At 69.4% G+C, this 21,617-nt stretch carries 24 protein-coding genes; 6 read left to right on the top strand and 18 right to left on the bottom strand.

Annotated elements, in window-relative coordinates; translation table 11 throughout:
- Positions 1–167: 167 nt before the first annotated feature.
- The 3 genes from IF655_RS10840 to IF655_RS10830 all read right to left on the bottom strand — a co-directional run bounded on the left by IF655_RS10840 (position 168) and on the right by IF655_RS10830 (position 2,297).
- Positions 168–1,000, bottom strand: a protein-coding gene (locus tag IF655_RS10840; RefSeq protein WP_206775702.1) for an IS5 family transposase whose coding sequence is annotated in 2 segments (ribosomal slippage) — positions 168–640 and positions 640–1,000 — 834 coding nt in all. Because the reading frame shifts where the segments join, the coding sequence is not laid out codon by codon here.
- Positions 1,001–1,049: 49 nt separating this feature from the next.
- On the bottom strand, positions 1,050–1,571 hold the full coding sequence (locus IF655_RS10835; protein ID WP_199583924.1) for an endonuclease domain-containing protein: 522 nt from the start codon (positions 1,569–1,571) through the stop codon (positions 1,050–1,052).
- Positions 1,572–1,982: 411 nt separating this feature from the next.
- Entirely contained in the window at positions 1,983–2,297 is a 315-nt protein-coding gene (locus IF655_RS10830) for a hypothetical protein (protein ID WP_199583923.1), read from the bottom strand.
- A 443-nt stretch (positions 2,298–2,740) separates the two neighbouring features.
- On the opposite strand from IF655_RS10830, the gene IF655_RS10825 reads away from it, so the two are divergent.
- Positions 2,741–3,214 (top strand): restriction endonuclease, encoded by a 474-nt coding sequence (locus tag IF655_RS10825; protein WP_307814900.1) that lies wholly within the window; start codon positions 2,741–2,743, stop codon positions 3,212–3,214.
- Positions 3,215–3,489: 275 nt separating this feature from the next.
- Here the strand turns inward: IF655_RS10825 and IF655_RS10820 are convergent, their stop codons facing one another.
- Genes IF655_RS10820 through IF655_RS10810 form a run of 3 tightly spaced genes read right to left on the bottom strand, consistent with a single transcriptional unit; the run spans position 3,490 to position 4,621 of the window.
- Positions 3,490–3,885, bottom strand: a complete 396-nt coding sequence (locus IF655_RS10820; protein ID WP_199583922.1) for a hypothetical protein — start codon at positions 3,883–3,885, stop codon at positions 3,490–3,492.
- 39 nt (positions 3,886–3,924) lie between these two features.
- Positions 3,925–4,227: a hypothetical protein gene (locus IF655_RS10815; RefSeq protein WP_199584254.1), complete on the bottom strand. Its 303-nt coding sequence runs from the start codon at positions 4,225–4,227 to the stop codon at positions 3,925–3,927.
- Between the two features lie 58 nt (positions 4,228–4,285).
- Positions 4,286–4,621 (bottom strand): hypothetical protein, encoded by a 336-nt coding sequence (locus IF655_RS10810; RefSeq protein WP_199583921.1) that lies wholly within the window; start codon positions 4,619–4,621, stop codon positions 4,286–4,288.
- A gap of 199 nt (positions 4,622–4,820) precedes the next feature.
- Here IF655_RS10810 and IF655_RS10805 point away from each other — a divergent pair, with 199 nt between their 5' ends.
- The gene (locus tag IF655_RS10805) at positions 4,821–6,071 is read left to right on the top strand and encodes a hypothetical protein (protein ID WP_199583920.1); all 1,251 of its coding nucleotides are present in this window, start codon (positions 4,821–4,823) and stop codon (positions 6,069–6,071) included.
- A gap of 499 nt (positions 6,072–6,570) precedes the next feature.
- Here the strand turns inward: IF655_RS10805 and IF655_RS10800 are convergent, their stop codons facing one another.
- From IF655_RS10800 to IF655_RS10790, 3 genes are all read right to left on the bottom strand, one after another.
- A complete protein-coding gene (locus IF655_RS10800; RefSeq protein ID WP_199584317.1) occupies positions 6,571–7,329 on the bottom strand; it encodes a hypothetical protein in 759 nt (252 codons plus the stop codon).
- A gap of 290 nt (positions 7,330–7,619) precedes the next feature.
- Positions 7,620–8,948, bottom strand: a complete 1,329-nt coding sequence (locus IF655_RS10795; RefSeq protein ID WP_199583919.1) for a class I SAM-dependent RNA methyltransferase — start codon at positions 8,946–8,948, stop codon at positions 7,620–7,622.
- 290 nt (positions 8,949–9,238) lie between these two features.
- Positions 9,239–11,287: an APC family permease gene (locus IF655_RS10790; protein ID WP_199583918.1), complete on the bottom strand. Its 2,049-nt coding sequence runs from the start codon at positions 11,285–11,287 to the stop codon at positions 9,239–9,241.
- 170 nt (positions 11,288–11,457) lie between these two features.
- On the opposite strand from IF655_RS10790, the gene IF655_RS31460 reads away from it, so the two are divergent.
- The 3 genes from IF655_RS31460 (at position 11,458) to IF655_RS10780 (ending at position 13,041) form a co-directional block, all read left to right on the top strand.
- The gene (locus IF655_RS31460; RefSeq protein ID WP_277952673.1) at positions 11,458–11,592 is read left to right on the top strand and encodes a hypothetical protein; all 135 of its coding nucleotides are present in this window, start codon (positions 11,458–11,460) and stop codon (positions 11,590–11,592) included.
- Between the two features lie 106 nt (positions 11,593–11,698).
- A complete protein-coding gene (locus IF655_RS10785; protein WP_018547303.1) occupies positions 11,699–12,370 on the top strand; it encodes a TrkA family potassium uptake protein in 672 nt (223 codons plus the stop codon).
- Positions 12,370–13,041: a TrkA family potassium uptake protein gene (locus tag IF655_RS10780; RefSeq protein ID WP_199583917.1), complete on the top strand. Its 672-nt coding sequence runs from the start codon at positions 12,370–12,372 to the stop codon at positions 13,039–13,041. Before IF655_RS10785 ends, IF655_RS10780 begins: the two co-directional genes overlap by 1 nt.
- Positions 13,042–13,105: 64 nt before the next feature.
- On the opposite strand, the gene IF655_RS10775 is transcribed toward IF655_RS10780, so the two are convergent.
- The 7 genes from IF655_RS10775 to IF655_RS10745 form a co-directional block, all read right to left on the bottom strand.
- A complete protein-coding gene (locus IF655_RS10775; protein WP_199583916.1) occupies positions 13,106–13,891 on the bottom strand; it encodes a DUF3159 domain-containing protein in 786 nt (261 codons plus the stop codon).
- Between the two features lie 3 nt (positions 13,892–13,894).
- Positions 13,895–14,293 (bottom strand): OB-fold nucleic acid binding domain-containing protein, encoded by a 399-nt coding sequence (locus IF655_RS10770; protein ID WP_161181104.1) that lies wholly within the window; start codon positions 14,291–14,293, stop codon positions 13,895–13,897.
- Positions 14,294–14,397: 104 nt separating this feature from the next.
- Positions 14,398–15,078, bottom strand: coding sequence for a response regulator (locus IF655_RS10765; protein ID WP_199583915.1), 681 nt, complete (start codon positions 15,076–15,078; stop codon positions 14,398–14,400).
- Positions 15,075–17,636 (bottom strand): sensor histidine kinase KdpD, encoded by a 2,562-nt coding sequence (locus IF655_RS10760; RefSeq protein WP_199583914.1) that lies wholly within the window; start codon positions 17,634–17,636, stop codon positions 15,075–15,077. Before IF655_RS10760 ends, IF655_RS10765 begins: the two co-directional genes overlap by 4 nt.
- Before the next feature lie 192 nt (positions 17,637–17,828).
- Positions 17,829–18,581, bottom strand: coding sequence for a DUF3710 domain-containing protein (locus tag IF655_RS10755; RefSeq protein ID WP_199583913.1), 753 nt, complete (start codon positions 18,579–18,581; stop codon positions 17,829–17,831).
- A gap of 1 nt (position 18,582) precedes the next feature.
- On the bottom strand, positions 18,583–19,143 hold the full coding sequence (gene dut, locus IF655_RS10750; protein ID WP_199583912.1) for a dUTP diphosphatase: 561 nt from the start codon (positions 19,141–19,143) through the stop codon (positions 18,583–18,585).
- Positions 19,140–19,724: a PaaI family thioesterase gene (locus IF655_RS10745; RefSeq protein ID WP_199583911.1), complete on the bottom strand. Its 585-nt coding sequence runs from the start codon at positions 19,722–19,724 to the stop codon at positions 19,140–19,142. Before IF655_RS10745 ends, dut begins: the two co-directional genes overlap by 4 nt.
- Positions 19,725–19,782: 58 nt before the next feature.
- Here IF655_RS10745 and IF655_RS10740 point away from each other — a divergent pair, with 58 nt between their 5' ends.
- Positions 19,783–20,253, top strand: a complete 471-nt coding sequence (locus IF655_RS10740; RefSeq protein WP_199583910.1) for a DUF3093 domain-containing protein — start codon at positions 19,783–19,785, stop codon at positions 20,251–20,253.
- A gap of 2 nt (positions 20,254–20,255) precedes the next feature.
- Here the strand turns inward: IF655_RS10740 and IF655_RS10735 are convergent, their stop codons facing one another.
- Together IF655_RS10735 and IF655_RS10730 are read right to left on the bottom strand one after the other, a co-directional pair.
- Positions 20,256–21,206 carry a hypothetical protein gene (locus IF655_RS10735; protein WP_199583909.1) on the bottom strand — a complete coding sequence of 317 codons (951 nt, stop codon included), beginning with the start codon at positions 21,204–21,206 and terminating at the stop codon, positions 20,256–20,258.
- 13 nt (positions 21,207–21,219) lie between these two features.
- Positions 21,220–21,516, bottom strand: a complete 297-nt coding sequence (locus IF655_RS10730; protein WP_005481602.1) for a DUF4193 domain-containing protein — start codon at positions 21,514–21,516, stop codon at positions 21,220–21,222.
- Between the last annotated feature and the right edge of the window lie 101 nt (positions 21,517–21,617).

Below are 21,617 nucleotides of genomic sequence, written 5' to 3'. Positions count from 1 at the left end.
GCCGTGAAGCTGACCTGGCCCGTCGCCGCGAACGCAAGGACGGCGAAGTCCAGTCTGTGACCCGCGGCCTCGCCTGGCTCTGAGCTGCACGAGCGCTAGCCCGAGGAGCAGTCTGCGGCTGTTCTCGCCACTGCCGATTACAAGAGGGACGTGAGGCTTTAGAACTCCTATCGGAATGGCTTCAGGCGTCGCCAGCAGATGAGTGCGCATCCGAGGGTGAGGAATGCTTCGTGGATGTCGTCGCGGATCTCCCAGCGGATGCGTAGGCGGCGGAACCAGTGCAGGTGGGCGAACGCGCGCTCCACGACCCAGCGTTGGCTGCCCAGGCCCGAGCCGTGCTCGGTGCCGCGGCGGCCGATCAGTGGTTTCACACCGAGGTCCCGGACCAGGCGGCGGTACTTGTCGTGGTCGTAGCCGCGGTCGCCCAGCACCACGTTCGGGCGGCGCCGGGGCCTGCCACGCTTGCCCCGCACCGGCGGCACGGCTTGGAGTAGTGGGATCAACTGGGTGACGTCGTTGCGGTTGCCGCCGGTCAGGGTGGCGGCGAGCGGGATGCCGGTGGCATCGGTGATCAGGTGGTGTTTACTGCCGGTTCTGCCCCGGTCGACAGGGCTTCGTCCGATCTTGGGGCCCCCTTTAACGCCCGGATGTGGGAGCCGTCGACCGCCGCGCGGCAGAAGTCCAGGGCGTTCGCACCGCGGAGCTCGGCGAGGAGAACCTCGTGCAGCCGGGGCCACACGCCGGCTTCGGTCCACTCGGCCAGGCGACGCCAGCAGGTCATGCCCGACCCGAAGCCGAGTTCCTGCGGCAGGTGTTCCCAGGCAATCCCTGTGTGCAGGACGAACAGGATGCCCTGGAACACCAGCCGGTCCGGATGCCGCTTGCGTCCGGGATGCCGCATCCGGCGCTCGACCTTCGGCAGCAGCGGCCCGATCACAGCCCACAGCTCGTCATCAACTTCCCACGGCTTCGACCGCGCCACCCCGCACCCCCGGATCATCAGTCCCGGAGTGATCCAACCACCTCGAAGATCATTTCGTTAGGAGTTCTTAGTCCTGCCTCTTCCAGGTGAGGCTTCGCCATGTGAAGGCCGTGTACCTGACGCGCGCCCATCCCTCGTCGTCAGGATGGAGCTTGCGCACCTCGGTGCTTTGTGCTGGTGGGTTCTTGAGATAATCGTCGACGTTCTGCACGCGCCACCCATCCAGGCGGCCGCGCCGCAACTGGTTCTCGTAGTGGCCAAGCCTCACGTTGCAAGGCAGGCATAGCAGTCCGCGCACACACTTCGGACAGCCGGTGCAACACGAGTGGTCGTGATCGACCTGCCACCAGATTGGGTCGTCGGCCGCACTGTCTCCCGGACTGTCGCCGCATATCGCGCAGTAGTCGTCTTGGATGCGCAGGATCGCATTGACGCGTGCTAAGGAGAGCCGGAAGCGCCGCGCCTGGGCCACGGCCGGGCCGCACTCCAGGCACAAAGTCTTGCTGTACCGCTCGCCCTTGTAGATGAACTCGTCGCATATCCGGCAGCTGCCGGGATCACCAGGGTCCCCGAACCATGTGCTCGTCACCGCGCCGACATTAGTGCTCGGTGCCGACAGCGCCGAGCAGTCCTGGGGGAGCTGAGGGGTGCATGCCGCTCGTGCGGGTGAGAGCACATGCGAATGGGGACGGCACAGTCGTTGCTGCCCACACGCGCTGGCCGCCGGGGGCGCGCCGGCAGATGACGCTCTCAGTCGACGTGTGCGGTGGTGCTCGGCGTCGGTTCCCTGCTCCCCAACGGCGGGACCACGGGTCCTGGTGCCGGGCGTCCCCAGCCGCACCAGACGGGTGTCTACCCGGTGCATTTTCCGGCCTGGGAGAACCGAAGCGGCCCTCGCCGACGGCGTCCTACCCGATTCGCTTTAACAGCCACTGAAGGCCAGCAAACTGGTCCCTGTCAGAAATGGCAGGGACCAGTTTGCTGGCCTACCTGAGTGGGATCAGTGGTGGCCGGAGAGGGCTATCAGCACCAGCAGGATGATGAAGAACGTCGTGCCTGCGCCGGCCGCCGCGACGGCGGTCAGGGGCGTGATGATCCGGCGGTGGCCGCGTACGCGAGTCCCGTCGGCTCGGTAGTGGGGACGGACGTAGGCGGTCGGGGTGCCGGCGGGGATATGCCGGACGGGGCGACGGCGCGGGGCCGTAGTGCGACGTCGGGGGGTGGTAACCGGCGCGGCTGTACGCGGGCGGGCCTTGCGGTTGTGGGCGCGGACGACGACGCCGTCCTTGCGGACGTATGAGCGGACACGGGGCACGGTGAGGAGTCCTCGCTGTGAGAGGGGGGTGGTCAAACCCCCGGGCGGGGCCGGGTGTTCCTCGGCGCAACATTCGACGTTAGCGGCGCCCACTGACAATCCGGTCGCAACCAACTCGCCCACAATGCAAGCGGGTTGAGGCCGCAGGGCTATTTTCGGCCGGTTGATCTCGTGGTGCGTCGGGCTGTCAGTGTCAGCTGCTCTCATGAAGGTGTAGCGGGGAGCTGCGACAGTGAGGTGGAGCTGTGCCCGGACACCGGGAAGATGGCAGGGGCCTGCCGCGAGGGCGCCAGCGGTCGGGGGAGGCGCAGTGAGCCGCCGGCGCCGCGGCGGCGATGAGGAGCTGCTGGTCGCCCTGGGCGTGCTGGTCGTGGTCGGTCTGGTCCTGGTCAAGGTCGGCCAGTGGGTGTGGGCGCACTGGTGGGTTGGTAGTCCTCGGCCTGGTGGCCGCCGCGACGCTGGCCGCGTGGTGCTACCGGAGGATCGACCAGATCCGTTCCGCGCAGCTGCGTGTAGATGGCCTGACCTACTCGCTCGGCCAGATCGACGCGATGCACCACAGTGCCTTCGAGCACGCCATACGCGATCTGCTGGCACACGACGGGTCACGCGACGCCCTGCGCTGCGGCGGCCGGGGCGACCTCGGCGCCGACGTGAAGGGGCACGACCCGCAAGGCCGCTACTGGGTGATCCAGGGCAAGCACCGACGCAACGGACTGACCGGATCGGCAGTCGGCACACCGGATCTGCAAACCCTCAACGGCACCGGACGGCCCGTGCACAAGGGCGACGTCGTCGTGCTGGTGACCAACGGCCGGGTCTCGGCCCCGGCGCAGCAGTTTGCCCGCCAGCAGCGCCTGCACCTGGTCGACCGGCACCTGCTGGAGCAGTGGGCCCGGGGCCGCCGGCCTTTGTAGGAGCTGCTGCCTGCACTGCCCGCACCGCACAAACCGTGCCGGCGCGGGCCGGCGACTCGGCTCTGAATCCCGGCCCTTGTCTCACCCGCCCCACGCATGAGAAGGCCGACGCCATGGAACACGGCGTCGGCCTTCGTGGGTGTAGGTTCTCACTTTCGGTGTCAGGCGCCGACGCTATGAGCTGGACGTTCCCCTCCAGTTTCACGACGTGTCGGCAAGCGGCTGTCGCAGATCGATGTCATTTCCGCAGACGGCCCAGCCGGCTGAGCCGGACCTCATGAACCTGCATCGGCGGCCGTCCGTTCCATCCACTCCCGCACCTTCACTGCTTGCTCGATGCGATTGACGATGTCCTTCTTGGACGCCGTGTCCAGGGTCTCCGAGATCTTGTCGAAGGTGTCGGGAAGGACGTCGAGGAGACCCCAGATCTGCTCGCCGGTGCTGACGGTCAGCAGTTGCCGGCACCTCCACTGCAGCGGCACCTCGGGACGGTGCGTGAGCCGCTGCACGAGTGTCGGGAACAGGTAGTGCGTCGCTCCTGCGGCGAGGTGCTCTCGTAGCCAGTCGACCGGGAGCCGCTGGCTGAAGCCATGCATGGCGGCCTCCTGGGCCAGGTCCAGGAGCTGAGCGGTGTCGACGGCTCGGACGGTGCGGGGAAGGGTCTGGGTCATGTCGCGATGATGCCTAGAAGCCAGTGCGGCGCCGAGAGGTCAGCTGGGTCGGGATGCGCTCTGCTGACGAGCAGGGCCCCAGACATCCTCGAACTCCTCGAAGGTGAGTTGTTCGGGGTCGTGGCCTTCCCATTCCGAGACGGGCAGCTCGGCGGTGATCCCGAACCTGCTGTCGTAATCACCGAGGCGGCCTGCGTCGCGGGCCCGCTGCCACTCGGCGAGGGAAGCAGCTGCGATCGGGATCAGCTCAGACCCTTCGAGTTCGACCTGCCGGATCACCCAGCCTTCGGCGTCGACCTCGAAGTAGAACCAGGTGTCTTCCTCGTCCCAGTAGCAGCGCATCCATGTGGTCACCAGGCCATGATGCCGGGCCAGATGCGCCGCCCTACTCCGCTCTGTCTCATGCCTGGGCGATGAATCCCGCGGATCGGTCGAGCTGGAAAGGAGAACCGACCCGGGTTGGATCCCAACCTCGGTCCCGTGCCTCCCGAATGCTGGCAGCAACGTGAGCCGGACGAATGGGCTCCATCTCGACGCCCACCCAGTTGCTGGGATGGGTCTGACCGCTGCTGACGATCAAGGTCGGGCCCGGCTGGCCGCCACTGGCCACTTCAACCGCATAGGTCATCGGTGTCCAGCAGAGTCCCTGCATGTAGGAGGGCTTCCTGCGGATCCGCCAGCGGTACTCGATCCCGTCAGCGGTTATGCGCCGGGAACCCTTCTTGTTCAGCGCCATCTTCGCCTCCTGCGCCGTTGGCCTCTGATGTGTCGCCGCGGTCGCGAAAAGCAGGTTGCACGCGAACGTACCGAACGTTGTCGCCGACAAGCACCATCGGGACTACGGATGGGTTGATCAGCCCATAAGTTGGTGTCAGTGCCGAGCGACCCGGCGCATCGCACCCGCCCGGGTGCACTCACCGCGATCGGAGAGCACCGTGAAGAACAGAGCGTTGTGGCGTGTAGTTGACAACGAGAGTGGTAGCCAGTCCATCGTCAGCACGCCATCCGAGGCGGTCGCGTTCGTCAACAACCGGTTCGACACCGATGACAACGACGAGCCGTTCAGCATCACCGAGGTCGGTCCTTTCCTTCCGAAGCCGCTCGGGGTCATCACCGCATGGGCCGCCGAGAAGGACGGCGAGCGAACCGACGGGCGTACTGCCCCGATCACCATCAGGCCGGTTGTGACGGACAACGCCAGCGAGTGCGATGACGTCGTGCTCTGGGGCGACGTGTACGTCTCCTGGGACCACGACATGTACACCGTCGAGGAGCCGGACAGCGCCGAGTACGGCGAGGCTTACAGCGCGGCCGAGTTGAGCGCGATCCTCGACGAGTACGCCGACGACTACGAGTACGCGCCTGAAAAGCCTGAAGGGCCCGACAGCCACAGGTGGCCGAAACCGGAAGAGTTGATCACCTACGGCGCCCAGGAGTGTGCCAAGCGGTTCGGGCACCTCGACGACGACGCCCTGCTGTGGCTCGCTGCCACCCGCATCACGCTCGCCGTGTGGCGCAACACACCCGTCGAGAACTGGCATGCCGGGACGAGTCCGCTCCACGACGGCACAATGATGCGGATCAACACGGCAACCACCCGACTCGTGCGCTCGATGCTGTCGTTCGACCATGTCGACTGGATCGGTCTCGGTCTCGCGATCGTCAACCCGTCCCGGGTTCTACCGACCGGGCAGTCTGTTCTCGAGCTCGGGCTGGCCTGCCACAACCCTGACGACCCAGCGCACGAGGCTGATCCGCGCGAAGAACTCGCGGAGATGGCACAGGACGCGATCGCTTGGGGGCGGGCGTACTGCCTTCGCGAGAAGACGTTCGGCCTGCGAACCCTGATCGAATTCTTCTGCGCGTCCGACAACGGCTGGTTCGGAACACCGAGTTGGGGACGCATAGTCGATCGGTTCACTACGGCTGTCGACGACCGGGAGAATGCGCACTGGCACGTGCACCGAGACAAGCCTTGGTTCGACGAGTGGTTCACCAACCGGCCGGCCGACATTGCGGACACCACGGAATTTCGTCGGCTGCTCCTTGCCGGACCCGACCTGCTGTCCGAGGAGGCCGCCGAATGGTGCGTGGATGGCGCCATCCGCTACGTCTGCCAGGACGACCACGCGAACGACTGCTGGCGGTGCGGTATCCCGCCGGCAGCCGAGTCCCCCAACGAGTGAACGTGGGCACCAGCGTAGAAAAGCAGCAACCCACTGACCGCGCTCTCTCTTGCCTACTGCGACCTGCGAATCTCAGCATGGTGTCGGATCCGACTTCCATCCGACACCGACCGTGAGATTCCGACACGGAATTTGAGATCCCACAGTGGGGTCTGCGCGGCAACGCAGAGACTGTAACCCTGGTGTTCGTTGGGGAAGACCAAGGCACTCCCGGTGCTGGATACCAGCGTGATCGCACTTGCCAATCGGGGGCCGCTAAAAGGCAACGAGGTGTCTAGGTGAGTGAACAAATATCTGACGGACTATCAGGCAAATAAATGATCAACTGGCGGACCGTCAGAACGCGCGTCAGATATGCGTCAAGATATCGCCCGTAACGCACACAACGCACACTCGCCCAAACAGCAGGTCGGCCAGCCTTTTCGGCGGGCTCAAGGATCGCGACGCACTCAACGTGCTGGGTCACCGGCAGCAGGTCGGCGAACTACTTGTGCGCGCGTCACCGACCACCCCGCCGTTCCGGCCCGTCAGGGCTCCATCCCCTGAGATATGGCTTGAGTTCCTCCGGCGTAGGTTCGCGTGCGTCCGGCATCTTCGGCAGCTCACTCAAGGGGTCGATCGACCTCACGTACGCCCTTGCCCACTCCAACCAGCGCCGGGTCTGACTCAGAGTCGGCTCGTCCACAAGGCCGTGAAGCTCGCCAATACGATGTTCCCATGCCGTGCAGTACGCGCTGAGGGCAGCAGACTCCTGCCAGCGCCCGGCATCTTCGCGTAGTGCCTGGGCAAGTTGTTCGCGAACAGCCTGTTCTTTCGCCACCTCCACGGCCGCTCGCCAGCGAACTTTGCGTTCCACAATGGCCTGCTGCTCGTTCTGCCTGCGCCGGGCATCTTGTGCCGCTCGTACCTCGATCTCTCCAAGGACCGCGCCCAGGGCCTCTTCGAGCGTCCGGGTCTTCCGATCTCGCCAGCGGCCGGGCCGGTCGGTCAGGCCATGAGCGAGCTCCACGACGAGGCGCGAGGAGCGGTCGGGATCCGTGGACTGCGGGAACTCCTGCCTGACACTGACGGTGTAAGGGAGGCCGTCGATAGCAATGTCCACTCCGCCCTCGCGTGGGCGGAAGAACGAGTGGGCCTTCCGCACCTCGTACCCTCGCCGGACCGCCTCAGCCGACAGTCCCTGCAGCAGAAGAAGCGACCTTCGGCGGAGCACAGAAGGCATGACGAGTCGGCGCTCGTCGTCTTTGAGCGCGGTCACGATCGTGAAATAGCCGAAAGGTCATTCGCGCAGGTCAGCGACCGCCAACCGCTCATCGCGGCAGGTCACCGCACTCGCTGGTCTCTTCCGCGACATCTGATCTGCAGGACCCGGCGACTCCGCTTTGAGCGTCATCAGTCCTCGGCGCTGCCTCGCCACTCGCAGCCTTGACGCCCCCTGACCTGCCCAACGTCCGCCTGACACCCCATCAGAACGAGCGTCATTTCAGCGTCAAGATATCGCCCGTAACGCCCACAATACACATAGCGCACACCACCCAAACCCGCAGGTCAGGAGCCCTTCGCGGCCGGTTCGAGGATCGCCACACACTCCACATGATGCGTCATGGGAAACAGATCGAACGCCCGAAGCGTCCGCACCCGGTACCCGCACTCCCCGAAGTACTTCAGATCCCGAGCCAACGCAGCCGGATCACACGCGACGTACGCGATACGCCGCGCCCCCAGGGAGGCGAGGTGGTCGACGGTCTTCTTGCCCGCGCCCGCGCGGGGCGGGTCCAGGACGATCAGGTCGACCTCGGTGATCCCCGTGCGGGGGAGGACGGATTCGACCTTGCCCTGTTCGATGCGGACGCGGGGGAAGTCCGCCAGGTTGTGGCGGGCGTCCTCCACCGCGCGCTTGCCGGACTCGATGCCGAGCACCGCGCCCTTCTCGCCGAGGCGGTCGGCGAGCGCACCGGCGAAGAGACCGGCGCCGCAGTAGAGGTCGAGCGCCATCTCGCCCTTGCGGGGCAGCAGACCCTGCATGACCGCCTTCACCAGGGTGTCGGCCGCCTTCGGGTGGACCTGCCAGAAGCCGCCGCTGCCGACGCGGTACGTACGCCCGTCGGCGCGCTCGCGGACGAAGGGGCGGCCGTGGACGCGGTGGACGCCGCCGTCCTTCTCCTCGACCCGCATCACCGACACCGGCTTGTCCAGCTCGACGATCGGCAGGCGGGCGCCCGGGCGCGGGGTCAGGATGACCTGGCGGTCCTGCGAGCCCGTCGCGGTGATCGCCTCGATCGACTCCATGCCGGACCAGTCGCGCGACTCGATGCCCAGCTCGGTGACGCCCTCCGCCGCGATCATGCAGCGGTCGATCCGCTCGACCTCGTGCGAGCGGTGGCGGCGCAGACCCGCGTGACCTTCGGCGTCCACGGCGTACTGCACGCGCGTGCGCCACTGGGGCACCTCGCCCGCGGGCAGCTTGTCGCCCTCGGCGGGCATCACCGTGCCGTCCCAGCCGACGTCCTCCGGGGTGAGACCCGCGAGCCGCTGCAACTGCTCGGCGATCACCTCGCCCTTCAGACGGCGCTGCGCGCCCGGCTTGGCGTGCTGCCAGTCGCAGCCGCCGCACTTGCCGGGACCGGCGAACGGGCACGGCGCCTCGATACGGTCCTTGGACGCGTCCAGGATCTCCACCGCGTCGGCACGCAGGAACCGCGCGCCCTCCTCGCCCTCCGTCACCCGGGCCACGATCCGCTCCCCCGGCAGCGTGTGCCGGACGAACAGCACCTGACCCTCGGAGGTACGGGCGATGCAGTGGCCGCCGTGGGCGACGGGGCCGACCTCGACCTCGTACTCCCGGCCCACCAGAGACTTCGTCGATTCTGCCTGCATGGGGGGAGGACTCCAGATCAAGGGACCAGGGGCCGTGACGACACCCTGTGGGGACAACAGCCCACCAGTCTACGGCGTCCCCGGCCACCCCAGGACCCGGGAGCGCCCCCACTCCAGGACCGGGAGCACCCCCACCTCAGGACCGGGAGCACCCCCCCGCCCCAGGACCCGGGAGCACCCCCCGCCCCAGGACCCGGGAACACCCCTCGCCCCAGGTCCCAGGAGCGACCCCGCCCCCGGAACCCCGGCGCCGCCGTGGACAGCCGCCCCCTACGCCGAACCCGACAACCTCACTCCCGAGCCCCCGCCCCCTCCTTCGCCCGCTCAGCCGGTCCCCGTCGCACCGCACCCGGCGCGCTCCACTCCTGCCGACGGCGTGCGCGGTCCCGCGCGACCTGGGAGGACTCCAACTGGTACGGCACGGACGTGACCATCACGCCCGGCGTGAACAGCAACCGCCCCTTCAGCCGCAGCGCGCTCTGGTTGTGGAGCAGATGCTCGTACCAGTGGCCCACCACGTACTCGGGGATGATCACGGAGACCGCGTCGCGCGGGGACTGGCGGCGCAGGTTCTTGACGTACTCGATGATCGGGCGGGTGATCTCGCGGTAGGGCGAGTCGAGGACCTTGAGGGGGACGTCGATGCCCCGCCGTTCCCACTCCGCGCGGAGCGCCTTCGTCTCGGCGGGGTCGACGTTGACCGTGAGCGCCTCCAGGGTGTCGGAGCGCATCAGCTTGGCGTAGGCGAGGGCGCGCAGGGTGGGGCGGTGGATCTTGGAGATCAGGACGAGGGAGTGCACACGGGAGGGGCGCACGCTGTCGTCGCTGGGGCCCTCGGGCGCGGCGATCTCGTCGGCGACGCGGTCGTAGTGCTTACGGATCGCGGTCATCGTGGCGTAGAAGATGCACATGCCGAGCAGGGCGACCCAGGCGCCGTGCGTGAACTTGGTGACCAGGACGACGACCAGCACCAGACCGGTGAAGAAGGCGCCGAAGGCGTTGATCGCGCGGGAGCGGATCATGTGGCTGCGCTTGGCCGGGTCCTTCTCGGCGGCGAGGTGGCGGTTCCAGTGCCGGACCATGCCGGTCTGGCTGAGCGTGAAGGACACGAACACGCCGACGATGTAGAGCTGGATCAGCCGCGTGGAGTCGGCGCCGTAGATGACCACGAGGAGCATCGCCGTACCGGCCAGCAGCACGATGCCGTTGGAGAACGCGAGGCGGTCGCCGCGGGTGTGGAGCTGGCGGGGCAGATAGCGGTCCTGGGCGAGGATCGAGCCGAGCAGCGGGAAGCCGTTGTACGCCGTGTTCGCCGCGAGGAAGAGGACCAGGGCCGTCGCCGCCGCGAGGACGACGAACAGGAAGCTGCCCTTGCCGAAGACCGCCTCGGCGACCTGGGAGATCACCGGGTTCTGGACGTAGCCGGGTCCGATCGGGACGCCGCCCTTGATCAGGTCGGTCGCCGGGTTCTCGGCCATGCGGACGCCGGTGGACATCGCGAGGGCGATGATGCCGCAGAACATCGTGACGGCCAGCAGACCCATCATGGCGAGCGTGGTCGCCGCGTTCTTGGACTTGGGCTTGCGGAAGGCCGGGACGCCGTTGGAGATCGCCTCCACGCCGGTGAGCGCGGCACAGCCGGAGGAGAAGGCACGCAGCAGCAGGAAGATCAGCGCGAAGCCCGCGAGTCCCTGGTGCTCGGCTCTGATGTGGAAGCCGGAGGTGGGCGCGTGCATGGTCTCGCCGAGGACCAGTCCCCGGATCGCACCCCAGACGATCATGATGAAGACGCCGCCGACGAACACGTACGTCGGGATCGCGAAGAGCTTGCCGGACTCCTTCATGCCGCGCAGGTTCATCAGCGTCAGCAGGAGGATCACCGCGCACGCGCAGAGCACCTTGTGCTCGATCACGAAGGGGATCGCGGACCCCAGGTTCTCGATGCCCGAGGTGATGGACACGGCGACGGTCAGCACGTAGTCCACCAGCAGGGCGCTGGCGACGGTGAGACCCGCCCGGGGACCGAGGTTGGTGTTCGCCACCTCGTAGTCGCCGCCGCCGCTGGGGTACGCGTGGACGTTCTGCCGGTAGGAGGCGACCACGGTGAACATCAGCACGACGACCGCGACGGCGATCCAGGGGCTGAAGTGGTACGCCGACACGCCCGCGATGGACAGGACCAGCAGAACCTCCCCCGGCGCGTAGGCGACGGAGGACAGCGGGTCGGAGGCGAAGACGGGGAGGGCGATGCGCTTCGGCAGGAGCGTTTCGCCCAGCCGGTCACTGCGCAAGGCGCGCCCGATCAGAATGCGTTTGGGCACGTCGGTCAGTTTGGACACGACAGAGGATCGTAAGGCTTCGAACAGGCAGCCGCCCACCCGAAAGACGCATTCTGCCTCACGAGTGAAATCAGGGGCGCGCGGAACCGCGGTTTCCGTCGTCCCCGCGCCCCCCGTGCCTAGATGGCAGACCGGCCCGTCGTCGCAGTTCATCGCCCTTCGGAGGTCCCATGCCCGCGGCCGCGGAACTGATCGGCGCGACCCTCGCGCTCCTCGCCCTCGGAATCCTGACCCGGTGCAGCGTGCGCAGCATCACGCGACGCGGGGAACCCGGGGTGACGGGCATCACCGAGCGGCACAGGTGAGCACGTGACCAGCGGGTGCCTCACGAGGACCGCGCGTGTGTAGCTTTGGGCGTCGGTCTGAGACCCTGAGGCCGAGCAGTAACTTTTGGACACCGGAAGGACGGTCGTGCACATCGTCATCATGGGCTGCGGACGCGTGGGTTCCGCGCTCGCGCAGACCCTGGAGCAACAGGGCCACACGGTCGCGGTGATCGACCGGGACCCCACCGCCTTCCGACGGCTGGGGCCGGGATTCGGCGGTCGCCGGGTCACCGGCGTCGGCTTCGACCAGGACACCCTGCGCGAGGCCGGCATCGAGGAGGCGGGCGCCTTCGCCGCCGTCTCCAGCGGTGACAACTCCAACATCATCTCCGCGCGCGTCGCCCGCGAGATGTTCGGGGTGGAGAACGTGGCCGCCCGCATCTACGACCCCCGCCGGGCCGAGGTCTACCAGCGTCTGGGCATCCCGACGGTGGCCACGGTCCGCTGGACCGCCGACCAGATGCTGCGCCGTCTGCTGCCCTCCGGCGCCGAGCCGCTGTGGCGCGATCCCACCGGTGGGGTGCAGCTCGCCGAGGTGCACGCCTCCGAGAAGTGGGTGGGCCACAAGATCAGCAAGCTCCAGGAGGAGACGGGCGTCCGCGTGGCGTTCCTGACCCGCCTGGGCGAGGCCGTGCTGCCCACCTCGCAGACGGTCCTGCAAGAAGGCGACCTGGTGCACGTGATGATGCGCACGGACGACGTGGAGAAGGTCGAGGCGGCGTTCGCCGGGGGACCCGAAGAGGAGAGCGGTCACTGATGAGGGTCGCCATTGCCGGTGCCGGTGCCGTCGGCCGCTCGATCGCGGCCGAGCTGCTGGAGAACGGTCACGAGGTCCTGCTGATCGACAAGGCGCCGACCGCCATCTCGGTCGAGCGCGTGCCCCAGGCGGAGTGGCTGCTTGCCGACGCCTGCGAGATCACCTCCCTGGACGAGGCCGCGCTCCAGCGCTGCAACGTCGTCATCGCCGCGACCGGTGACGACAAGGTCAACCTGGTGGTCTCGCTGCTCGCCAAGACGGAGTACGGCGTCCCGCGCGTCGTCGCCCGGGTGAACAACCCCAAGAACGAGTGGCTCTTCAACGAGTCCTGGGGCGTGGACGTGGCCGTCTCCACCCCGCGTCTGATGTCCGCCCTGGTCGAGGAGGCGGTGAGCGTCGGCGACCTGGTCCGGCTGCTCCGCTTCAGCCACGGCGACGCCAACCTGGTCGAGCTGACCCTGCCGGAGGAGTCGGCGCTTGCCGGCACCCAGGTCGGGGACGTGGCCTGGCCGGAGGACACCTCCCTGGTCACGATCATCCGGGGCACCCGGGTGCTGACGCCGTCCAAGGAGGACTCCCTGGAGCCGGGCGACGAACTCCTCTTCGTGGCCGCGCAGGCCCGCGAGGAGCAGCTCGAGGACCTGCTGTCGGTACGGCGGGAAGAGGGCTGAGTCCCGTACGGCAAGGAACCCCGGCTACCAACGGTGGTAGCCGGGGTTCCCCGTGTTCCATGCGCTACGCGCCTCTGCGGTGCCGTCCGCCGGTCGCCTCGCCCGACTCGGCCGCCGCGCGCTCCCGCTCCGCCTTCTCCGCCTTCTCCGCCTGCTCGGCGGCCTCCATCTCGGCGAACACGTCGATCGGCGGCGGCGCCTTCGCGAGGAAGACCCAGGTGAGCCAGACCGCCAGCAGGAAGGGCGGGATCTTCAGGATGACCAGGACCCAGCCGAGCTGGGTGGTGTCCGCCCACCAGTAGAGCGGGAAGAGGATCGCGCACTTGGCGAGCAGGATCAGACCCCACGCCCAACTGGCCTTGGCGTACGCCTTCTTGCGCCCCGGGTTGCGGGTGCGCCAGGAGAGGTTCTCCTTGAAGACCGGGCCGAGCATCAGACCGATCAGGGGCACCCCGGCGAGGGTGGTGACGATGTAGGCGATCGCCAGACCCAGGGTGTAGAGCATCCCGGGGAGGTAGAAGTCCTTGGCGTTGCCCGTGAACATCGCGAAGACGACACCGAAGGCCACACCGAAGACGCCGCTGAACGCGTGCTTGACGGTGTCCCGGCGCAGCAGCCGGACGATCAGCATCACGACCGCCACGCCCAGCGCGGCGAGCGCGGAGAGGTGCAGGTCCTTGTTGATCGTGTAGATCGTGACGAAGAGCAGTCCGGGCAGGACCGTCTCGACCATCCCCCGGATCCCGCCGAACGCCTCGAACAGCGCGGCCTCGGTCACCGCACGCGAGTCGTGGCCGTCGTCCGGTGGTGTCTGTCCGGTGTCCTGGGTCGGCTTGTCGAGGGACGTCACCGGCTACTCCCGTCCGAGGGGTCGCAGTTCGTATTTCGGGTTGAACAGCACGCGGCGGCCCCGGCTCATCGAGATCCGGCCCGATGCGATCAGCCTGCGTCCGGGTTCTATGCCCGTGATGGAGCGCCTGCCGAGCCACACCACGTCCAGTGCGGCGGTGCCGTCGAACAGCTCCGCCTCCAGGGCTGGGACTCCGGCGCGCGGGCGCAGGGTGACCGTGCGCAAGGTACCAGTTACGGTGACGATCTGCCGGTCGTGGCAGTCGCCGATGCGGGTGCAGCCCGCCGTGTCGGCGTCCTCCCGCAGCTCCTCCGACTCCAGGTCCTCCTGCGACGAGGAGAGCCGGTCCAGCATGCGGCGGAACCGGCCGACCGGCTTTTCGGATCGAGGAACGGCACTCATGTCTGAAGCGTACCGGGGCGGGCCGACAAGGCCGTACTCGTGGCGCCCCCGCCTCCCCCGTTCCTCGCGTCCCGCCCGCTCTCCCATGTCCCGGACCGCGCCGGTCACTTCTCGAAGCGGTACCCCATCCCGGGCTCTGTGATGAAGTGGCGGGGGTGCGCCGGGTCGGTCTCCAGCTTGCGGCGCAACTGGGCCATGTAGACGCGCAGGTAGTTGGTCTCCGTGCCGTACGACGGTCCCCACACCTCGCGCAGGAGCTGCTTCTGGCCGACCAGGCGTCCGGTGTTGCGGACCAGGACCTCCAGGAGGTGCCACTCGGTGGGGGTGAGGCGTACGTCCTTGCCCGCGCGGTTGACCTTCTTGGCGGCCAGGTCGACGGTGAAGCCCGCGGTCTCCACGGTGGTCACCTCGCCCTCGCCGACGGGTTCGGCCCGGCGGACGGCGGCGCGCAGCCGGGCGAGGAGTTCGTCCATGCCGAACGGCTTGGTGACGTAGTCGTCGGCGCCCGCGTCCAGCGCCTCGACCTTCTCGTCGGAGGAGTGGCGGGCGGAGAGGACCAGGACGGGCACCCGGGTCCAGCCGCGCAGGCCGCGGATGACCTCGACGCCGTCCATGTCGGGCAGACCGAGGTCGAGGACGACCACGTCGGGGTGGCGGGAGGCGGCGAGTTCGAGGGCGGTCCTGCCGTCGGCGGCGGAGTCCACCTCGTACTGGCGCGCCTTGAGGTTGATCACGAGGGCCCGCACGATCTGCGGTTCGTCGTCGACCACCAGCACCCTGGTCATAGGGCCTGCCTTTCTCGTTCCGTGGTGTGCGCGTCCGCTTCCGTCGCGCACTCCGGTGTGCCGTGCCCCGCCGCGCGCAGGCTCAGCACCATGGTCAGACCCCCGCCCGGGGTGTCCTCGGCGACCAGCGTGCCGCCCATCGCCTCGGCGAAGCCCCGGGCGACGGCGAGACCGAGCCCGACCCCGGCACCGCGCGGGGCGTCGCCGTGGCGCTGGAAGGGCTCGAAGATGCGCTCCTTGGCGTCGTCGGGGACGCCGGGACCCCGGTCGACCACACGCACCTCGACCCGGTCGTCCAGGGCGCTGGCGGCGACGAGGACGCGGCGGCCGGGGGGACTGTACTTGACGGCGTTCTCGACCAGGTTGGCGACCGAGCGCTCCAGCAGTCCGGGGTCGACGGCGACCATGGGCAGCGTCTCGGGCACGTCCGGCTCGACGCTGTCCTCGGGCACCCCGACCAGCGCCATCGGGACCACCTCGTCCACGTCGATCTCGCGGATCAGCGGGGTGACGGTGCCGGTCTGGAGGCGGGACATGTCCAGGAGGTTGCCGACGAGGTGGTCGAGGCGGTCGGCGCCCTCCTCGATGCCTTCGAGCAGCTCGGCGCGGTCCTCCTCGGACCAGGCGACGTCGTCGGAGCGGAGCGAGGAGACGGCGGCCTTGATTCCCGCGAGCGGGGTGCGCAGGTCGTGGCTGACGGCGGCGAGCAGGGCGGTGCGGATGCGGTTGCCCTCGGCGAGGGTGCGCGCCTGGTCCGCCTCGGCCTGCAGGCGGCGCCGGTCCAGGACGACGGCTGCCTGGGCGGCGAAGGCGGCGAGCACCCGGCGGTCCTCGGCGGGCAGCACCCGGCCGGTGAGCGCGAGCGCCATGTGGTCCCCGACCGGCATGTCCACGTCGGCGTCCTCGGGCCGCTCCAGCGGTGGTCCGACGCCGACGCGCCCCTGGCAGGTCCAGGGGTCGACGTCGCTGGCCCGCTCCAGGAGGGCGGCGGACTCCATGGCGAAGGTCTCCCGGACCCGTTCGAGGAGTTCCTCAAGACCGGTCTCGCCGCGCAGGACGTTGCCCGCGAGGAAGGACAGGATCTCCGACTCGGCGCGCAGCCGGGCCGCCTGGTGGGTGCGCCGGGCGGCGAGGTCCACCACGGAGGCGACGGACATCCCGACCCCGAAGAAGATCGCGATCGCGACGATGTTCTTCGGGTCGGCGACGGTGAGGCGGTGCAGGGGCGGGGTGTAGAAGTAGTTCAGCAGGAAGGACCCGATGGCGGCCGAGGCGAGCGCGGGCAGCAGTCCGCCGAGCAGCGCGGCGGCGACCGTGAGGGCCAGGAAGAGCAGCATGTCGTTGGCGAGACCGAGGTCCACGGTGTTGAGCAGCACCGCGAGCCCCACCGGACCGCCGACGCCCACCAGCCAGCCCCAGACGATCCTGCCCCGCCCGAGCCGGGCACCCCGGGCCACGGGCAGTCCCCGGCCCCGGGCGACCGCCTCGTGGGTGACGATGTGGACGTCCAGGTCCGGACCCGACTCGCGGGCGACCGTGGCGCCGACCCCGGGTCCGAAGACGTACTGCCAGGTCTTGCGGCGCGAGGAGCCGAGCACGACCTGGGTGGCGTTGACACCGCGCGCGAAGTCCAGCAGGGCGGCGGGTATGTCGTCGCCGACCACGTGGTGGAAGGTGCCGCCGAGGTCCTCCACCAGGGTGCGCTGGAGGGCCAGCTCCTTCGGGGAGGCGGCGGTGAGGCCGTCGCTGCGGGCGATGTAGACGGCGAGCACCTCGCCGCCCGCGCCCTTCTCCGCGAGCCGGGCGGCACGGCGGATCAGGGTGCGCCCCTCGGGTCCGCCGGTCAGTCCGACCACGATGCGCTCGCGCGAGCCCCAGATCCGGGAGACCTCGTGCTCGCTGCGGTACTCGTTGAGGTACTCGTCGACCCGGTCGGCCACCCACAGCAGCGCCAGCTCGCGCAGGGCGGTGAGGTTGCCGGGGCGGAAGTAGTTGGAGAGAGCGGCGTCGACCTTGTCCGGCTGGTAGATGTTGCCGTGCGCCATGCGGCGGCGCAGCGCCTGCGGGGACATGTCGACCAGCTCGATCTGGTCGGCGCGGCGCACGACCTCGTCGGGCACGGTCTCGCGCTGGCGCACCCCGGTGATCGACTCGACGACGTCGCCCAGCGACTCCAGGTGCTGGATGTTGACCGTGGAGACCACGTCGATCCCGGCCGCGAGCAGTTCCTCCACGTCCTGCCAGCGCTTGGCGTTGCGCGAGCCGGGGACGTTGGTGTGGGCGAGCTCGTCCACGAGGGCGACGGCGGGGGCGCGGCGCAGTACGGCGTCCACGTCCATCTCGGTGAAGACGGCGCCCCGGTGCTCCAGCTCGCGCCCCGGAACGCGCTCCAGCCCGTGCAGCATGACCTCGGTGCGGGGTCTGCCGTGGTGCTCGACGTGGGCCACGACGCAGTCGGTGCCGCGCTCGACGCGCCGGTGCGCCTCGGAGAGCATCGCGTAGGTCTTGCCCACGCCCGGTGCGGCGCCGAGGTAGATCCGAAGCTTGCCGCGTCCCATGGCCCCATTGTCTTCCGGTGAACCGCTCCCCGTCCGGCGTCGACCCTACGGCCAACGATGCGGACAAAGCGGGCGCGGGGCCACCGGACCGGGGCGCTTTGACACAACCCTGACGCCCGCGAGGGCACGAAGGAGGGGCCGCACCCCCGTGGGAGTACGGCCCCTCGCTCGTCGTACCGGTCGTACCGCCGGTCAGCGGACCTCGGTGATCTCCGGGCCGCGCTGGAGCTGGCCCATGCCGCCGGAGAAGCGGGAGCCCTCCTCCTGCTGGACGTTCTCGGGGACCATCTGGGCGTCGTTGGGCAGCTTGAGGACGATCGGGTCGCGCGGGGCCATCGGACCCTCGCCGCGGACCACGACCGTGTCCCGGAAGATCTGCTCAAGGAGCCCCGCGGCCTGCGGCTGCACCGCGCCCTGGCCGGAGATCACTCCGCGCAGGAACCAGCGCGGGCCGTCCACGCCGACGAAGCGGACGACCTGGAAGCCGCCGGTGCCGTCGGGCAACTGGACCGGGACCTGCGCGCGCAGTTCCCAGCCGAGCGGGCCCTCGACCTCGTCGATGATGCCGCCCTGCTGGGTGATGCCGCCCGCGATCTCCTCGCGGACCTCGCCCCAGATGCCCTCGCGCTTGGGGGCGGCGAACGCCTGGAGCTGGATGGCGCTGTCCCGCAGGACGACGGTCGCGGCGACGATCGCGTCACCGGCGACCTCGACGCGCAGTTCCATGCCGTCCACGCCCGGCACGAACAGACCGCCGAGGTCGACACGGCCCTCGGCCGGGTCGCGCACCTCGGTGGAGTCCCAGGGCCCGTCGGGCCGCGGCTCGGGCTCGAGCCGCACGCGCTCACGCTCTTCGTCCGCCTCGGTGCCGACGCTGTCGACGACCTGCTCGGCCTCGCCGGCCGCGCCCTCGGCGGCACCCTTCTTGTTGCGACGTCCGAACACGTCACTGTCCTTCCCGGTCGGATACGACCGAAGCGTATCGATTCCCACCCGTCGGACCGCCCTCGGCGGACCGACCCTCTGTGCCGCTCCCGTCGTCCACCGAGGCATGACCTCCGGTGGACCCGAAGCCCCCCTCGGCGCGTACCGAGGCGGGAAGTTCCGCGACCTCCTGGAAGCGGACCCTCTCGACCTGCTGGACGACCAGTTGGGCAATCCGGTCGAAGCGTTCGAACCGCACGCTCTCGCGCGGATCGAGATTCACCACGATCACCTTGATCTCTCCACGGTACCCGGCATCCACCGTCCCGGGAGCGTTCACGAGCGCCACACCGCAGCGGGCGGCCAGACCCGAACGGGGGTGCACGAACGCCGCGTACCCCTCCGGGAGCGCGATCGCGATGCCCGTGGGCAGGACGGCCCGCTCACCGGGGCTCAGCTCGCGGGGCTCGGTGGTGCGCAGGTCGGCTCCGGCGTCTCCGGGGTGCTCGTACGCCGGGAGGGGGACGTCGGGGTCGACCCGGCGGATGCGGACGTCCAGCGGGGCGGTCCGGTCGGCGTTCATGGGTTCACCTCGAAGGCGCGGGTACGGCGGATCTGGTCCGGGTCGCTCATCGCGGCCCGGACCTCCTCCTCGCGGCCGTGGTCGGTGAAGTGGTCGACCTTGACCTCGATGAAGAGGGCGTCGGCACGGACCGCGACGGGTCCCTCGGGACCGCCGATGCGTCCGGTGGCGGTGGAGTAGATCTTCCGTCCGGCGACGGCGGTGACCTCGGCCTCCAGATGGAGCGTGGTGCCCACGGGGACGGGCCGTACGAAGTCCGTCTCCAGTCTGCCGGTGACGGCGATGGTCCGCAGCAGCCAGTTCAGCGAGCCCAGCGTCTCGTCCAGGGCGGTGGCGAGCACCCCGCCGTGCGCGAGGCCGGGGGCGCCCTGATGGGCGGGCTTGACGGTGAACTCGGCGGTCAGCGTCACGCCGTCGCCCGCGCGGGCGTCCAGGTGCAGCCCGTGCGGCTGTCCGGGCCCGCATCCGAAACAGTGTTCGTAGTGGGTGCCCAGCGGTTCACCGGGGGCGGGCGCGTCGGGGTGGCGTACGGGGCGCACCGCGTCGGCGGGCGGCTCAAGGGCTGGGGAACTACGACTCACAGGCGCAGACCTTACCCGGCCGCCCGGCACCCGGCGTCGGCGTGCCAAGCTTGGCTCCATGCAGCTTGCCGCCACCCCCTACGAAGAACGTCTGACCGCCCCCCGCTCGTGGTGGCTGATCAGCTTCCTCGTGGGTGTCTCCTTCGCCCTGATCCTGCTCCCCTTCGGCACGCTGCCGCTGCTCGGCGGGCTGGTCGGGGGCACCGCCGTGGCGGCCGTGATGGCGAGCGCGTACGGCTCCCAGCGCATCCGGATCGTGGGCGACTCGCTGATCGCGGGCGAGGCGAAGATCCCGGTGTCGGCGCTCGGTACCAGCGAGGTGCTGGACGCGGAGGAGGCGCGCGCCTGGCGGACCTACAAGGCGGACACGCGCGCGTTCCTGCTGCTGCGGGCGTACATCCCGACCGCGCTGCGGGTCGAGGTGACCGACCCGCAGGACCCGACGCCGTACCTGTACCTGTCGACGCGCGAGCCCGAGCGGCTGGCGGCGGCCATCGAGGCGGCGAAGGGCACCGGCGCCGCTGCCTGAGGTCAGCCCTTCGGGTTTCCCGGGGGCTCGGGGTCCTCGGACATCTCCTTGATCCGCACCGGGTGTTCGGGCTGGTCGAGCGGGGGCTGCGCGCCCAGTTCGTCCCAGGGGACCTGGACCGTGCGCAGGTCGGACCGGACGCGCTCGGCGAGCTTCCTGGTGTCGCGGCGGTTCATGACCGCGCCCACGGCGGCGCCCACCATGAAGGGCGTCAGGTTGGGGAGGTTGCGGACCATGCGCTTCATGATCTGCTGGCGCAGTTCGCGTTTCATGCGCCCGCCCAGGGCCGCGTCGATGGTCGACGGCTTCATCACGTCGATGCCGCGCTCGCCGGACCAGGAGGCCAGATACGCGGTGCTGCGGGCGCCGATGCCGCCGGGAGCGCGCCGTCCGTAGACCTCGTGGAGTTCGGCGATGAGCTTCAGCTCGATCGCGGCGACCGCGGTGATCTCCGCGGCGAGTTCGGTCGGCAGGGCGGGCGGTACGGGCAGCATGGCCGCCGCTCCGATTCCGGCGCCGACGGTGGAGGTGGCGTTCGCGGCGCCCGCCACGAGCTTGTCCGCGAGCTGCTCGGGTCCGAGGTCCGGGAACTGCCGGCGCAGCGTCGCGAGGTCCCGTACGGGGACGCGGGGGGCGATGTCGATGACGCGGTCCGCGACGTAGGCGATGCCCGCGCGGGCGTGGCCGCCGCCCCGGCGTGCGCCTTCGCGTGCCAGATGACGTGCCCTGCCACGGATCGCCGCGGCCCGTGGATGACGGACCGGTGTGTCGGGACCGGCGGACTCCCCCGTCCCGGCCCGCGGAGCGTGGCGCTCCGCCGGTGGTTCGAGCGAGGCTCCCGCTTCCGGTGAGCCCCGCTCGTGGTCACGCGTGCCGTGCGAGCCGCCGAACGGCCCTTTGTCCGCTCCCGGGAACCGGAAACGGCGCTTCCGCGGAGGGGTCGAGCCAGTCACGGCCGACCCGTCCTCAGTCGCAGTCGCGGCAGATCGGCTGGCCGTTCTTCTCGCGGGCCAACTGGCTGCGGTGGTGGACGAGGAAGCAGCTCATGCAGGTGAACTCGTCCTGCTGCTTGGGCAGCACACGGACGGCCAGCTCCTCGTTGGAGAGGTCGGCGCCGGGCAGCTCAAGGCCCTCTGCGGCCTCGAACTCGTCGACGTCCACCGCGGAGGTGGACTTGTCGTTCCGCCGGGCCTTCAGCTCTTCGAGACTGTCCGAGTCGACGTCGTCGTCGGTCTTGCGTGGAGTGTCGTAATCGGTTGCCATGGTCGCTCTCCCCCTCTGGGTGTCTGCGGTGTCTTCAGCGCACGTAACGCGTGAGAGGCCGGACTTGTGCCCGACCTGAGGCGGAGATTTTGCCTCACATC

This window comes from Streptomyces sp. DSM 110735, assembly GCF_016482685.1.
Taxonomy (GTDB): Bacteria; Actinomycetota; Actinomycetes; order Streptomycetales; family Streptomycetaceae; genus Streptomyces.
Note: the sequence above shows the minus strand (reverse complement) of the source record. Positions and strands in the feature narration are given on the sequence as shown.